The following is a 14246-nucleotide window of genomic DNA, read 5'->3' as shown; positions in this document are numbered from 1 at the left end:
GAATCACAACATCCGGGTACGACAACTTTTTCCCAGCTTGATAGGTCGCTCAGCCCGGGAGAATCGGTATCGCTTTCACTCCTGCCAGCCCTGCTACTTCACGCCAGTAACGGTCACCGGCGGGATCTCCATTGTTCAGCTGAAATACTGCACGAGAATCCGCGACGTATTCGTTCGTCGGCGACGCATCGACAGAGAGGACCGGCGCGGTGAGGTTCCGACTCGGAAGCGCATCGAGGCGCGAACCGTCTGTCGTAACCTGCACTACCGGCACGTCGGTCGCGATACGCACGATGACGATGGCGTCACCGGTACTCCAGTCCAACGCCAGAGCGTCGCTACCGAGTCCGTTCGCGACCGCCTTGGGCGACATGAGGGAGTACGAGCCGTTCTCCTTGCGCACGACCGACGCGACATATACCAATCCGTCGACGATCATGGCCGCCCGGACACCGTCGCGTGACAGCCGTAGGTCGGTGATCCTCACCCCGAGCGCAGTGACGGCGGTGGCGTCCACCGGAACCACCGACACCTGTCCAGTCGCCGGATCACGTGCTGCGCGAATCACATTCGTACCGTCGATGACAGCCCATGCCGCGTTGTTGTCAGCACCCCAGGAAGGTCTGGTGATCGACTGCCCCTCCGCCACGGGGAAGGCCCCGCTGTCGTACCCACCGATCATCAACGTCGAGGACGGCTCGGGCACCGGGCGGCCGGTGTCTGCTACGCCGGCCACCAACGTTCCGTCGTTCGACAGCGCGACGCTACGCAGGTTGTCGACGGTGCCGAAGTATCCGGGAACAGGAACGGCACCGTAATCCTCGACCGACATCAGTTGCCCGGCGACCAACGCGTGTAGACCCACTGCAGTCTCGGGTGTCCCCAAGGGATCGAGAGAACCGACATCTGCGGTCGTCCACCCGTCCGGCTTGTCGTCATCGAGAGGCTGCCCGTCTGCGAGCAGAACGTACGGACCGGATATGTCGGCCGATGCGAGCGTCCAGATCACCTGGGCAGCAAGTAGCTCACGATTCTTCGTATCCATCGACTGCAGTCCACCGAAATCGATTTTCACTCCGCCCGCACCGACGCCGACCTGTGTTGTTCGACCATCGGCCTTGGTGATCGGACCACGAACACCGACATCGTTCGCCAATTCGTTCGACACGGCAGGCGCCAAGGTTTGTTTCGGCCCGTCGATCAGCAATTGCACGAGTTGGTTGGCCAGTTGATCGGGCGAACCGGTGAGCCACCGGACATCGGGAACCAACGCCGCACCGAGCGGGTCGACGAAGAACAACGACTGGCGCTGGTAGGCATTGAAAAACTGCGAGCGATCGATCAGTACGCCGGGGGGAAGCTCGTCGATCCGCCACTCCCCGTCGACCTTGACCATCCGAATCGTGGAGTCCACCGCGCCCGCACCCGCCTGATAGTCACCACCCGACGCGAGGACGCCGACGGTGTTCGATCGAATCGTGTATTCCGATTCGTCCGAAGTACGAGGACCGGACAAAAGGTCGATTCTGTCCGCTACGACTGTTTTGGCTCCGTCGTCCCAGGTACTGGAGGCATCGCGTGTCAGATATTGTCGTGCAGCTTGATGGCGGTTCGCCGAATTCGCGCTCGCCACGAGGAAGTCGCGTACGAGCAGATCCGGCTCACGGCCTTCCGCCGGCGGAGGCGGTGTAGTCGACGCCGCCCCTCCGGTGATCGAACCGATCGCCTGTGGGGTCGACGATTCGGGCAAGCTTGCGCATCCTGCGAGCGACAGGAGAACGACCAGTACGGCGGCAACGGTCGCCGAGCACCGCCGGATCACGATGACTCCGACTGGTTCGAAGTGTCCGTCGACTCACCTGACACCGCAGAGGACAACTCGGAGTGCTCCGCATCCAGAGTCAGCGGCACATCGGTCCGCGAGGGAAGCGGCTGACCCTGTGTGTAACGGCGAGTGCTCGGCTTCAAGGGCAGAGGACTTCCGATCACTTTGTGGCCTCGCACGAGTGGCAACGTCAACCGGAAGCATGCGCCCTCACCGACAGCCCCCCACGCCTCGAGCTTCCCGTCATGCAACCGTGCATCCTCGACACTGATGGCAAGTCCGAGACCGGTCCCTCCCGATCTACGCACGCGAGAGGGATCCGAACGCCAAAAGCGATTGAAAACGAGCTTCTCCTCACCGGGACGTAGCCCCACTCCCTGATCTCGGACGACAAATGCCGCAGCGTCCGCATTGGCTCGGAGCCGCAACAGAACAGGCTTACCTTCGCCGTGGTCGAGAGCATTGGCCAGCAGATTTCGCAGTATCCGCTCCACCCGACGCGGGTCGACTTCGGCGATGACGGCAGTAGCGGGCATATCGACGATGACCTCGGTGCCAGTCTCTCGCGCCAAATGCCGCACCGTGGACACTGCAGCTCGCGCACACATCCGTAGATCGAGTTGCTCCGCGGCAAGCTCGGCGACACCCGCGTCGTGACGGCTGATCTCGAGCAAATCACCGAGGAGCGTCTCGAACCTGTCCAGCTCGTTGACCAACAATTCGGAGGATCTCCTCAGTGCCGGATCGAGATCTGCGCTGCCGTCGTGGATCAGGTCTGCGGCCATCCGCACCGTCGTCAGTGGGGTTCGAAGCTCGTGGCTCACATCAGAGGTGAAACGTCGCTGCAGGTTTCCGAACTCTTCGAGCTGGGTGATCTGTTTGGAAAGGCTTTCCGCCATCTCGTTGAACGACATGGCCAGCCGCGCCATGTCGTCCTCACCACGCACCGGCATTCGCTCCTTGAGTCGTCCATCGGCGAATCGAACGGCGATACGTGAGGCCGAGCGAATCGGAAGGACCACCTGCCTGGCGACGAGCATCGATATCGCTGCAAGTAGGACCAAGAGCACGACAGCACCGATGAGAAGCGTTCCGCGAACGAGCGAGAGTGTTCTGTCCTCGCTCCCGAGTGGAAACACCAGATACAGCTCGAGCCCGGCGATATCGGACCCGGTGGGTGAACCCATGATCAACGCAGGACCGGAGTAGCCGCCCTCGTTATCGGAGACCGTCGCGTACTGATAGCTGATCAACCCCTGCTTCACGAACTCCCGCAAACTCGCCGGAATCTGATCGACGGGACCGACGGAGGCATCGCTCCGAACACCGTCGCCTTCGACTATCAGCACCGGATCGAAGGTGCCCGCCGACCCGGATGCCTGCCCGGCATCGACGTCGCGATTGGTCAACTGTGCACGGGCGCGCTCGAGACGGGTGCTCAGCCCACTCGAATCGTCTGCTCCTGCCAGCGACCCTTCGATCGTGGTTCGTGAACGATCGAGTTCCTCGGTCGCAGCAGTAATTTTCGCCTCCAGCAGACGATCAGTGATCTGACTGGTCAGAACGACCCCGAGGATGGTGATGACGACCAGCGACAACGTCAGAGTCGAGACCACCACCCGCAGCTGAAGCGAACGGCGCCACGCATGACCGAGCGCAGTACTGAGCGAACGCAACCAGCGCAGCAGCGGCGAAAACGTTCCGTTGATTCGCCGCCGTGAGTGGGAGAGTCGGGTCACGGCGGTCCGGCTTTGTAGCCGACCCCTCTCACGGTCAGAACGACTTCTGGATTCTCGGGGTCCTTCTCGACCTTCGCACGCAGGCGCTGAACGTGAACATTGACCAGACGGGTGTCAGCGGCATGACGGTAACCCCACACCTGTTCCAGAAGCACCTCGCGAGTGAACACCTGCCGCGGTTTGCGAGCAAGCGCCACCAGCAGATCGAACTCGAGCGGGGTCAAGGACACGAGCTCGTCCCCCCGGCTCACCTTGTGCGCAGGGACGTCGATCACGATGTCGGCAATGGACAACAACTCGGCCGGTTCGTCCTCGGTGCGACGCAGTCGCGCCCGAACACGAGCAACCAGTTCCTTCGGCTTGAACGGCTTCATGATGTAGTCGTCCGCGCCGGACTCGAGACCGAGGACGACGTCGACGGTGTCGGTCTTTGCCGTCAACATCACGATCGGGACACCAGAATCCGCTCGTAGAACTCGACACACGTCGATGCCGTTCATTCCTGGAAGCATCAAATCCAGCAACACCAGATCGGGCCGGTTCTCGCGAACCGCGGCCAGGGCTTGAGTGCCGTCACCGACGACGAACGGCTCGAAACCCTCGCCACGAAGGACGATGGTGAGCATTTCGGCCAAAGCCGAATCGTCGTCGACTACAAGAATCCGGGGCTTCATGGTCCTATGGTGTCACTTTCATGCCGTCGGATGTCTGATTGACCAGGTGCGCGGCGAGTTGGGTCGGATCGACATCAGCGTCGATCACCTCCCACGGTGACACCCAGTTCGCGGCAGCCAACCCGCAATAGGCCGCCGAAGTCCTGCTCTGAAGCGAGGAGTCACGCTCGTAGGAGTCTCTGACGCGAGTCGAATCCTCTTGCTCACGTGCCGCGGCACGTTCGGCGGCAAGCTCGACGGGGACGTCCAAGAGGATCTGCACATCAGGAATCGGTACCCCGAATCTCTCGAACTCGAGAGCTCGAATCCATTCGACCCCATCGCCGTCGGCCGACTCTTCGAGCCGTGCCGCGGTGTATGCGGCATTCGAGGCAACATATCGGTCCAACAGGACAATATCGTTGTGCGAGAGCAGCTTTCGGATCATCTCAGCCGCGTCCCGTCGATCCAGGGCGAACAGCAAAGCCATCGCGTGCACGCTCTCCGCAGTATCCCCGTGCTCACCGCGCAACGCCTCGGCAGCGAGATCGGCATTAACCGACAACCCGTACCGCGGGAACCCGACGCGAGCGACCTCGTGGCCCTCGCGCTCCCACGCCGAGACGAGCCGACGGGCCAGGGTGTTCTTGCCCGCCCCGTCGACTCCCTCGATCACTACAAGTTTTCCCACTGCGGTCGCGTCCGGATCAGTAGCGGTAATGCTCGGGCTTGTACGGGCCCTCGACGTCGACATTGATGTATTCGGCCTGCTCCTTGGTGAGCTTGGTGATCGTGCCACCGAGTGCCTCTACGTGGATGCGAGCAACCTTCTCGTCGAGGTGCTTCGGTAGGCGGTACACCTCGTTGTCGTACTCGCTCGGCTTGGTCCACAGTTCGATCTGCGCGATGACCTGGTTGGAGAAACTGTTGCTCATCACGAACGACGGGTGACCAGTGGCGTTGCCGAGGTTCAGCAAGCGGCCTTCCGACAGAACGATGATCGAATGGCCATCGGCGAACTGGAACTCGTCGACCTGCGGCTTGATGTTGATCCGCGTGACGTCCTTCGCGCGCTCGAGGCCTGCCATGTCGATCTCGTTGTCGAAGTGACCGATGTTCCCCAGAATTGCCTGGTGCTTCATCCGCTGCATGTGCGCGAACGTGATGATTCCGAGGTTGCCCGTCGAGGTGATCACGATGTCGGCCTTCTCGATGAACTCCTCGACGGTTCGCACGTCGAACCCGTCCATGAGTGCCTGGAGCGCATTGATCGGATCGGCTTCGGTGACCGTGACGCGAGCACCCTGGCCCTTCAATGCTTCGGCGCAGCCCTTACCGACGTCGCCGTAGCCACAGACCAGAACCGCTTTGCCGCCGATGAGGACGTCGGTACCACGGTTGATTCCGTCGATCAACGAGTGACGAGTGCCGTACTTGTTGTCGAACTTGCTCTTGGTCACCGAGTCGTTGACGTTGATCGCCGGGAACGTCAATTCGCCGGCCGCAGCGAACTGGTAGAGCCTCAGCACTCCGGTGGTCGTCTCTTCCGTGACGCCCTTGACCGATGCTGCGATCTCGCTCCACTTGGTCTTCGACTCTTCGAGCGAGCGGCGCAACAGGCCGAGGAAAACCTGGTACTCGTCCGAGTCATGGTCTTCGTCGGTGGGCGGAACGACGCCTGCCTTCTCGAACTGAGCGCCACGAAGGACGAGCATCGTCGCGTCGCCGCCGTCGTCGAGAATCATGTTGGGGGGCTGTGGCGTTCCGTCGGCGGCCGCAGGCCACGTCAGCATCTGCTCGGCGGCCCACCAGTAGTCCTCGAGGGTCTCGCCCTTCCAAGCGAACACCGGAACCCCCTTGGGCTCCTCGACACTTCCGTGCGGTCCGACGACGACGGCCGCGGCCGCATGATCCTGGGTGGAGAAGATGTTGCACGACGCCCAGCGAACCTCGGCGCCGAGGGCGACCAGAGTTTCGATCAGGACGGCGGTCTGCACGGTCATATGGAGCGATCCCGATACTCGAGCGCCCTTGAGCGGCAACACCTCGGAGTATTCGCGACGGAGTGCGATCAGACCGGGCATTTCGTGTTCGGCGAGGCGGATCTCCTTACGGCCGAACTCCGCCAGCGACAGGTCTGCGACCTTGAAGTCGATTCCACCGAGGTTGTCCGCGGTGAGTGCCGATCCTGTGGCCGAACGATCATCCGGCGTTACTGAGGTGGTCATCTTGCCTCTCCTGATTGCGTGAAGTTCTCTTTCAGGCTATCGGGTCGACGCCCCGAGGGTTCGTGCTACCTGCTTTTGGCCATCCGGGCCTGTGCGTACCCTGGCTCTCCGTATGCCCGGAGAATCTTCTCGCGTTTCCGGGGAAGGATATTCGCTCTGCTCACATCGCCTTCGTAGTGGGCAATCACGCGTGGGTCCATGACCCGACGCCACAGCGGTGGGAAAGCCGCCATCATCACCATCGTTGCGTATCCGGCCGGCAACTGTGGTGCCTCCTCGCAGGTGCGAAGAACCTGGTAGCGCTTGGAGGGATTGGCGTGATGATCGCTGTGCCGCTGCAAGTGATAGAGAAAGATGTTCGTGCACAGTCGGTCACTGTTCCAGCTGTGCCGAGGTGAGCACCTGACGTAACGCCCCCGAGCGTTCTTATCCCGAAGCAGTCCGTAGTGCTCGACATAGTTGACAGTTTCCAACAGCAAGAAACCTACGACGGCCTGCAGCGCGAGGTAGGGCAGAATTGCGGGTCCGAATGCCAGCGCCAGCAGCGCGAACAGCATCGCACTCATCAACCATGAATGCAGAAGGTTGTTCCGAATGCTCCAAGGTCGGATGCTCCGGCGAGCCAACCTCTGCGTTTCCAGATGCCACGCCGATACCAACCCCAGGACCACACTGCGAGGTAGGAAGGTCCACAGATTCTCCCCGAGCCGGGAACTGGCTGGATCGTCGGGCGTTGCCACTCTGACGTGATGCCCCCGGTTGTGCTCGACGAAAAAATGCCCGTAGAAGGTTTGGGTCAATGCCACCTTGGCGAGCCAACGTTCGTGCTTTTCGACCCGGTGACCCAACTCGTGTGCCGCATTGATCCCAGTTCCGGCGACGAGACCGACCGTGACAGCCAGACCGATGCTGTCGATGACCGTCAAGCCTCCGAAAGCCCACATCCAGCAGGCGACCAGCAACGTGAAGAACTGAATGGGCAGGAACGCATAGGTGCACCATCGATAGAACTTGTCTTCCTGCATCGACGAGACGTCGGTATCGGACGGATTGTCACCGTCCTCACCGGCCGCTTTGTCGAGGACCGGGATGATCAAGAAGAAGACCATCAACCCGCTCCACCAAAATACCGGCATGCCGGTCCACAGGACCAGTTGCGAGGGCAGCAAAGCCGAAGCGGGTGCGAGGAGACCGAGCAACCAGAGGTACCGCTTGTAGCCTCGCCGGCTTTTCGCGACGGCAGGATGCGCACCGGTGATCGACACCGTATCGCTCGATGAAGTGGACACTTGCGACGCGCTCGCCGCCTCGCGCTCGTGGCGTGGGGCTACGACGGGAGGGACGCTACCGCCGGAGACCTCGTCCACAACCGCGCAGTTACGACCGACCTGGCTCAACCCACACCCCCTGAAACTCGACCCGAAGTTGGTTCGAGGAGCCTATAACATACCTACCGCCCCGTAAAGAGGCTATTCGAGCGCGCTGAGGCGCTATTTCGAGTCGCGTTCGTTGGCCGCTTCGCGCGCACGGATCGTCTCGTCTGTACGACCGACGATGCCAGCGCGAACTCGAGGATCAGGTCCCACCCGATGATCCACGCGACGAACTCACCGAAGGTGGCGTACGAAAAGGTTGTATGCGCTTCCCGCCACCGGGACGGTCGAGGCGAACTCGGCATAGCAGAGAGCCGCCAGCCCACACGCGACTGCAGCGAGAAGAAAGGCCAGCGACACCGAGGGTCCGGCAACGTTTCCTGCAGTGCGCGCGGTGAGCGTGAAGATTCCGGCCCCGATGACGACAGCCACGCCGAACACGGTGAGGTCCCACGAAGTGAGATCCTTCCGGAGTTTTGTGTCCGGCTCATCGGTGTCCTTCATGGACTGCTCGACGGACTTGGTACTGAAAAGGCCGGTCGTTCGCGGAGCCTTCTTCGGCCGATCTTCGGTCATCGCGTGTGGTCCACCTGTCGAGATCGGGTCACTGACGGTACTCTGCTTGCGACTTGTTCGCCCGCCCCATCGAGTCCCCTTGGGTAACACCTAGGGAAATCGAGCTCCAATCGAACGGTTCCAGTACCGGGCGAAAGGCTACCCGACGGTCGCGAAAAATATCTCGGCGTCTCCCCATCGCGCCGCGGCGGTGAACGCTGGATCCGCCGCAGATATCCACACGGCCGAACCTTGCTCGAGCACCAGTTCACGGTCGCCGTCGTCCACCACGACCCGTCCCTTGGTACACAGCACGATCGACGGCCCGTCACTGTCCGACTTCACCGAAGAGCCATTCGACACCGCGGCACGGCTCAACGCGAATTCCGGCGCCGGTGTCTCGTAACGGGCAACGGTGTCTCTCATGCCAGGCTCCGCTTCGAGGATCCTCACCTCCGACGGCCGGAAATCCAAAATCCGGAGAAGTTCTGGTACATCCACGTGCTTGGTCGTCAGGCCACCGCGCAACACATTGTCGGAGTTCGCCATGATCTCCACACCGGTACCGGTCAAGTAGGCATGCAGGTTGCCCGCATCGAGAAAAATACCTTGGCCGGGGGTCAACGTAATTCTGTTGAGCAACAACGCCGCCAGCACTCCCGCATCACCCGGATAGGACTCTCCGAGTTCGAGAAGTGTTCTTGCCTCCGCGACGAATTCACCCCCGTCGGAATGCGCACGAGTCGAGAGGTACTCGACGCACCCGTCGGCGACCAGCGGCAACAAGGCATCGAGGGCAGGCCCGGGCAAGGTGATCCAGGATGTGAATACAGTCCGCAATCCTGCATCGTCCGGCTGGTCGGCCAGCAGTGATCGGTACCCGGACAGAGCGTCCACGTTCAGCGCGTCGATGAACTCCACTGTCCTCTGCGGACACCGGAATCCGGCAAGTGCGTGAAACTCGGTCAACGCAACGATCAGCTCAGGTTTGTGGCTTGCATCGCGGTAGTTTCGCAACGAAGAATCGATCGGAATTCGTGCTGACTCTTCACGTGCGAATCCCTCGGCAGCTTGCGTCGCGCTCGGATGGGCCTGAAGCGACAGGGGTTCGTCGGCGGCAAGCAGTTTCAACAGGAAGGGGAGCCTCCCCATGTAGGTCGCGGAAGTATCCGCTCCAAGCTCGAGAGACGGGTTCTCGTCGATGACGCTGAGCAGCGACCGCGTCGAGGTGCCGTAGTCGATCATTGCTGGATCTGCGGGGTGTGCCCCGAGCCAGATCTCGGCCTCCGGATGTTCGGACGGAACCGGCCTGCCTTGCATAGCTGCAAGATCGGTTCTCGATCCCCACGCATACGACCTGACTGCACCGAGCAGTGGATGCACTATTTCCCGCCCATCAACTGTAGATACGCGGCAGCCATTTCCAGCCGCGTCGCCAATACTGCCGTTGCCCCCAGTTCACCGGCAGAGTGCGGGTTGGTTCCTGCACCGTCCCGACCTTCGCGCCGGTAACCGCCGGCACCGACCACAGAGTTTGCAGGCGATCCGAAATCGATGCTCCCCCGGTCGATCTCGGGTAGGCCCGCCGTGATCACGACTGAGTCCGGTAGCGCAGCCGTCCGACGCTCGGCCGAGGCAGCCAGAGAATCCGAGGTCAAGACCACTACTCGAATCGCCTGTTCGGGCCGGGGACCGTCGAACTCGTCGTCGTGGAAAAACGCATCGTATTCCACGGGTGCTGCACCGCTCGTACGAGCAGAGGACACGACAGCGGCGACGACGTCGGAGAGCTCACCCGCCCCCGCCACGACGCCGGCAGCCCGCAGCAAAACCTCACTACCGTGTCGGGCCAACTCGACATCGACGGCTCCCCCACCGGACAACACAACCCGGCTGCCCGAAATCTGAGCGGCGAGTGACTTGGCCGGGTTGTGAAAAACCTCGTGCGACGGATGATTTCGAGCCGCCTCGGCGTCGAGCAGGTCTGCAATGCCGGACAAGTCGGGAAGCACGGATCGGTAGGCGCCGTCGGACACAGCAGCGAGAACTGCCGTCCCAGCCGCCAGGTAACGCATCAACGTGTTGTGCTCGCGCACAGCGACCCTCGGGGGAAGAAACACGGCGCGGCCTGCTGCAGCAGAGCGCAGCGGCCCCTCGTCCGGGGTGACGAGAACAGTTTCGGCGCCTCGGCGAACGGCTGCGGATGTCGATTCTGCGAGCCGTGGGTCACCAGCGTCATGGCCGGAGAGGACGACTACGTCGAGCGGACCGACCCATAGCGGCGTCGTCGCGGCGTGCACAAGCGGAAAACCGATGCGTGCACCGACCGCGGCGATGAGCATGGACGCGGCCCGACCCGCGCGACCTTCGCCCGCGACGAAAACAACACTACGAGGGCGAAGATCACCCAGCCGTTCGGACACAAATTCCTCGACGGCTGCATACGTCGCACGAACTTGCGCACCTGCCAATGCGGCGCTGCGCAGAGCCCCGTCGGTATCGGCGGCGGCAAGTGCGGCGGCGTCATCCAAATTCAGCAGAGACGACGGAGCTGTCATGACTGTCTGCACCGTCCTTTCTTTACCGACGTCCACTCGCCGATCGAGTGCGTTCGTGATTGCGAGCCTCCCAGCCCACTATTCCAGTTGTCCTCGCACTATGCCCAATATCTCGGAGGTCAAAGCATCAACATCTTCACTGGTTCGGGCTTCGACGTTGAGACGCAACAGTGGTTCGGTATTCGAGGCTCGGAGATTGAACCAGGCACCGTCCGCGAGGTCGATGGTGACACCGTCCAGCCGGTCGACCGATACCGTACGGTCCGCGAAGGCGACGAGCACTGCATTCGTGCGCTCGGTGGCATCATCGACAGTCGAGTTGATCTCCCCCGACGCGGAGTACGACTCGTACGACTTCATCAACTCCGAGAGCGGTCGATCTGTAGCGCCGAGAGCTGCCAGGACATGCAGCGCCGCGAGCATTCCGGAGTCGGCGCCCCAGAAATCGCGGAAGTAGTAGTGGGCGGAGTGCTCACCGCCGAATACAGCGCCGGTCTCTGCCATCTGCTGCTTGATGAACGAGTGGCCGACCCTGGTTCGTACCGGTGTACCACCGAGCCTGGTCACCAACTCCGGAACCGCATGGGAGGTGATCAGGTTGTAAATCACCGACGCACCGGGTTCTTTGGCGAGCTCGCGCTCGGCTACCAGCCCGGTCACTGCCGACGGAGAGACCGGATTTCCGAGCTCGTCGACGACGAAGCACCGATCCGCGTCACCGTCGAACGCCAATCCGATATCGGCACCGGTCTCGCGTACGAAGTTCTGTAAGTCGACGAGATTCTTGGGGTCGAGCGGATTCGCCTCGTGGTTGGGGAAGGTTCCGTCGAGCTCGAAGTAGAGCGGGTAGATGGTGACCGGCAACGAATCGAACACAGCAGGCACGGTGTGCCCGCCCATCCCGTTTCCGGCGTCGACTGCGATCTTGACACCGGATACCTGAGACAGATCGACTAGATCACGCACGAAAGTGGCGTACTCGACCAGAACATCACGGTCCGATACACTTCCCGGTTGCCCATCGTATTCCGGAACACCGTCGACCAGCTCGGCCTTGATCGTGCCGAGACCGGTGTCCTGCCCTACCGGCTTCGCGCCCGCACGGCACAGCTTGATGCCGTTGTACTCCGCAGGATTGTGACTTGCGGTGAACACGGCACCAGGGCAATCCAGAACACCCGATGCGAAGTAGAGCTGATCGGTGGAGGCAAGACCTATGTGGACGACGTCGAGGCCCTGCGAGGCGACTCCGTCCGCGAATGCCCGCGACAACTCCGGCGACGATGCGCGCATGTCGTGTCCGATCACGACCTGCGTGACGGATTTCTCTCGGACCAATCGCGCGAACGATGCGCCGACGTCTCGCACGAAGTCTGCGTCGATCTGCTCGCCCACCACCCCTCGTACGTCATAGGCCTTGATGACAGCATCGACGGACTCGGCAGTTCGTGCCACGAACGACTCCTCGTGAATTTCGGTGGGTGAGCGGTGGAGGAGGCCACTGAGGCCTAGCCCCTGCTCTTAGGACATCGTCTTCTGGAGTCGAATCTGTCACATCTCGATACGTCGAGCGCGAGAATACCGACCAGTTGTGACCGACCCCATGCGACCGGGTGGTGCGAAACAATCGACGAGTACGACGACCGAAGATCGAACCGAACAAATGACCGAACCTCCGGGTCGGACTCGGAGATTCCCCAGCAATTCAGGAAGTGGGATCCGGAAGCACCCGAAGGTGACCCCGTCGGCCGGTCCGCGCCGGCGCCGCCGACGCCCGACGATCTCCAGCCACGTCAGCGCGAATGTCTCGTTCTCGAACTCGGTCCTCGGCCTCGGTATCCTCGCGTCGCACACGGTCGCCACGGCCTGCCTCGCGAACGGCTTCGGCCAGGGCCGTCAAGTCGTCCTCGTCGGGCGTCGTAGTAGTGAAGCCACCCTCGTAGCGAACCATTTCCCAGCCCTTGGGCGCAGTGGTCGTCACAGCGTGTACTTCACAAAGGTCCCATGAGTGGGGTTCGGCGACAGTGGCAAGCGGTCCCACGACGGCAGTCGAGTCCGAATAGACATACGTGAGCGTCGCGACGGCCGAACGGCTACACCCGGGCCTGCAGCATCCACGCAGTGATCTCACGAGCAAGAGACTATCCCGCGACTCCGACTGCACGCCGCCCGACACACCGCGGAGGGTCAGACGATAACCTTGGGCATGGCTCGAACTGGCTCCGGACGACAACCGACCTCCCGATCCGCGGACCGTCGTGGCCGCGGAGTTCGCGGCCCGGTGCTCCCCGCGACCGTCCCAGGGCACCGATCGCGCGCAGATAAATTCGACCGGGTGGTGTTGGAAGCATTCGCTCGTATCGACCACAAGTGGCACGAGCGTTTGGAGAGACTGGACATTGCAGTCGACGAAGTACCCAAAATCAGGGCCATAGATCCGGAGTCGGTCACGTGGCCTCCCGAGGTGGTAGCAGAGGGCCCCGTTCCGTTGTCCAGACTGGTGCCTGCGGGCATCGACAAGCGCGGAGAATCCACACGCGCACGGATCGTGTTGTTCAGGCGGCCCTTGGAGCGACGCGCCAAGCACCCGGAGGATCTGGAAGATCTTCTCTACGAAGTGCTTGTCGAACAGGTTGCGACTTACTTAGGAGTCGACCCCGACACCGTCGACCCGAGCATGGAAGAAGAACGTTAACCCGAGGACCCCAGCGAGTACCTCGATCCAGATAGGTCCTCGACCTAGCCGATACCCCGCTTCAGCCGACGACGCTCCCGCTCCGATAGTCCTCCCCAGATTCCGAAACGCTCGTCCTTGGCAAGCGCGTACTCCAGGCATTCGCCCTTGACATCGCAACCGAGGCAGATACGTTTCGCTTCGCGAGTCGATCCACCCTTCTCGGGAAAGAATGCTTCAGGATCCGTCTGCGCGCAGAGCGCACGCTCTTGCCACTGATCCTCGATCTCCTCGAACATTCGATCGAATCCAGCGATCATACTCAGAAACGGCTTCTCCGGAACACGCACCGGCGGAGCTGTTCCCTCCCTCACTGCGTCGTCTTCGTCTACGAAATCCTCGGAATCGTGATCGACACCTACAGTGCTGGAATCCGTTGATTCTGAACGGATATCATCCAGATCGTCTACATCTTCAGACCCGGGAACCACAGAACCGCGACCGAGCGCCACGTCCGCTTCAGTTACATCGACAGCAAACGTATCCGAGCGGCCACCTACTGCATGTGGCGCAAAAGTCTTGTCATTCATACGGTTCCCGCAGTCGCCTCGTCCCGCGCGCACCCGGGAATCAGTCTCCGA

Annotated in this window: 12 protein-coding genes and 1 pseudogene; 1 reads left to right on the top strand and 12 read right to left on the bottom strand. The window is 61.8% G+C overall.

Annotated features, from left to right (window positions below; all coding sequences use genetic code 11):
* Positions 1–49: 49 nt before the first annotated feature.
* The 11 genes and pseudogenes from lpqB to BJI47_RS14615 form a co-directional block, all read right to left on the bottom strand.
* Positions 50–1819, bottom strand: a complete 1770-nt coding sequence (gene lpqB / locus BJI47_RS14665; protein ID WP_088944637.1) for an MtrAB system accessory lipoprotein LpqB — start codon at positions 1817–1819, stop codon at positions 50–52.
* The gene (gene mtrB / locus BJI47_RS14660) at positions 1819–3564 is read right to left on the bottom strand and encodes an MtrAB system histidine kinase MtrB (protein WP_254900607.1); all 1746 of its coding nucleotides are present in this window, start codon (positions 3562–3564) and stop codon (positions 1819–1821) included. The genes lpqB and mtrB overlap by 1 nt, the downstream gene beginning before the upstream one ends.
* Complete coding sequence (gene mtrA / locus BJI47_RS14655) at positions 3561–4238, bottom strand: MtrAB system response regulator MtrA (protein WP_027496508.1); 678 nt, start codon at positions 4236–4238, stop codon at positions 3561–3563. The genes mtrB and mtrA overlap by 4 nt, the downstream gene beginning before the upstream one ends.
* Positions 4239–4242: 4 nt before the next feature.
* Entirely contained in the window at positions 4243–4908 is a 666-nt protein-coding gene (locus BJI47_RS14650) for a dTMP kinase (protein WP_088944403.1), read from the bottom strand.
* A gap of 16 nt (positions 4909–4924) precedes the next feature.
* Positions 4925–6445, bottom strand: coding sequence for an adenosylhomocysteinase (gene ahcY, locus BJI47_RS14645; protein ID WP_088944402.1), 1521 nt, complete (start codon positions 6443–6445; stop codon positions 4925–4927).
* A 65-nt stretch (positions 6446–6510) separates the two neighbouring features.
* Complete coding sequence (locus BJI47_RS14640) at positions 6511–7710, bottom strand: alkane 1-monooxygenase (protein ID WP_176224896.1); 1200 nt, start codon at positions 7708–7710, stop codon at positions 6511–6513.
* A gap of 278 nt (positions 7711–7988) precedes the next feature.
* A pseudogene (locus BJI47_RS14635) lies at positions 7989–8394 on the bottom strand (amino acid permease); the annotation flags it as partial.
* Between the two features lie 138 nt (positions 8395–8532).
* Positions 8533–9756: a mannose-6-phosphate isomerase, class I gene (manA, locus tag BJI47_RS14630; protein WP_088944401.1), complete on the bottom strand. Its 1224-nt coding sequence runs from the start codon at positions 9754–9756 to the stop codon at positions 8533–8535.
* Positions 9756–10931 (bottom strand): tobH protein, encoded by a 1176-nt coding sequence (locus BJI47_RS14625; protein WP_088944635.1) that lies wholly within the window; start codon positions 10929–10931, stop codon positions 9756–9758. The genes manA and BJI47_RS14625 overlap by 1 nt, the downstream gene beginning before the upstream one ends.
* Before the next feature lie 78 nt (positions 10932–11009).
* The gene (locus BJI47_RS14620) at positions 11010–12386 is read right to left on the bottom strand and encodes a phosphomannomutase/phosphoglucomutase (RefSeq protein WP_088944400.1); all 1377 of its coding nucleotides are present in this window, start codon (positions 12384–12386) and stop codon (positions 11010–11012) included.
* A gap of 250 nt (positions 12387–12636) precedes the next feature.
* Positions 12637–13062 (bottom strand): DUF3499 domain-containing protein, encoded by a 426-nt coding sequence (locus BJI47_RS14615; RefSeq protein ID WP_176224867.1) that lies wholly within the window; start codon positions 13060–13062, stop codon positions 12637–12639.
* Positions 13063–13137: 75 nt separating this feature from the next.
* Here BJI47_RS14615 and BJI47_RS14610 point away from each other — a divergent pair, with 75 nt between their 5' ends.
* Positions 13138–13626: a metallopeptidase family protein gene (locus tag BJI47_RS14610; protein ID WP_088944399.1), complete on the top strand. Its 489-nt coding sequence runs from the start codon at positions 13138–13140 to the stop codon at positions 13624–13626.
* A gap of 44 nt (positions 13627–13670) precedes the next feature.
* Here BJI47_RS14610 and BJI47_RS14605 read toward each other — a convergent pair whose 3' ends face one another.
* Complete coding sequence (locus tag BJI47_RS14605) at positions 13671–13925, bottom strand: WhiB family transcriptional regulator (RefSeq protein ID WP_088944633.1); 255 nt, start codon at positions 13923–13925, stop codon at positions 13671–13673.
* Between the last annotated feature and the right edge of the window lie 321 nt (positions 13926–14246).

Origin of the sequence: Rhodococcus sp. 1168, from assembly GCF_002091955.1 — a bacterium.
Lineage (GTDB): Bacteria > Actinomycetota > Actinomycetes > Mycobacteriales > Mycobacteriaceae > Rhodococcoides.
This window is presented reverse-complemented; position numbering and strand designations above follow the sequence as displayed.

Excerpts from the sequence above, each read along its gene's own strand:
- ahcY (WP_088944402.1), bottom strand. The coding sequence starts at position 6,445 with ATGACCACCTCAGTAACGCCGGATGATCGTTCGGCCACAGGATCGGCA.
- mtrA (WP_027496508.1), bottom strand. The coding sequence starts at position 4,238 with ATGAAGCCCCGGATTCTTGTAGTCGACGACGATTCGGCTTTGGCCGAA.
- BJI47_RS14605 (WP_088944633.1), bottom strand. The coding sequence starts at position 13,925 with ATGATCGCTGGATTCGATCGAATGTTCGAGGAGATCGAGGATCAGTGG.
- BJI47_RS14625 (WP_088944635.1), bottom strand. The coding sequence starts at position 10,931 with ATGACAGCTCCGTCGTCTCTGCTGAATTTGGATGACGCCGCCGCACTT.
- BJI47_RS14610 (WP_088944399.1), top strand. The coding sequence starts at position 13,138 with ATGGCTCGAACTGGCTCCGGACGACAACCGACCTCCCGATCCGCGGAC.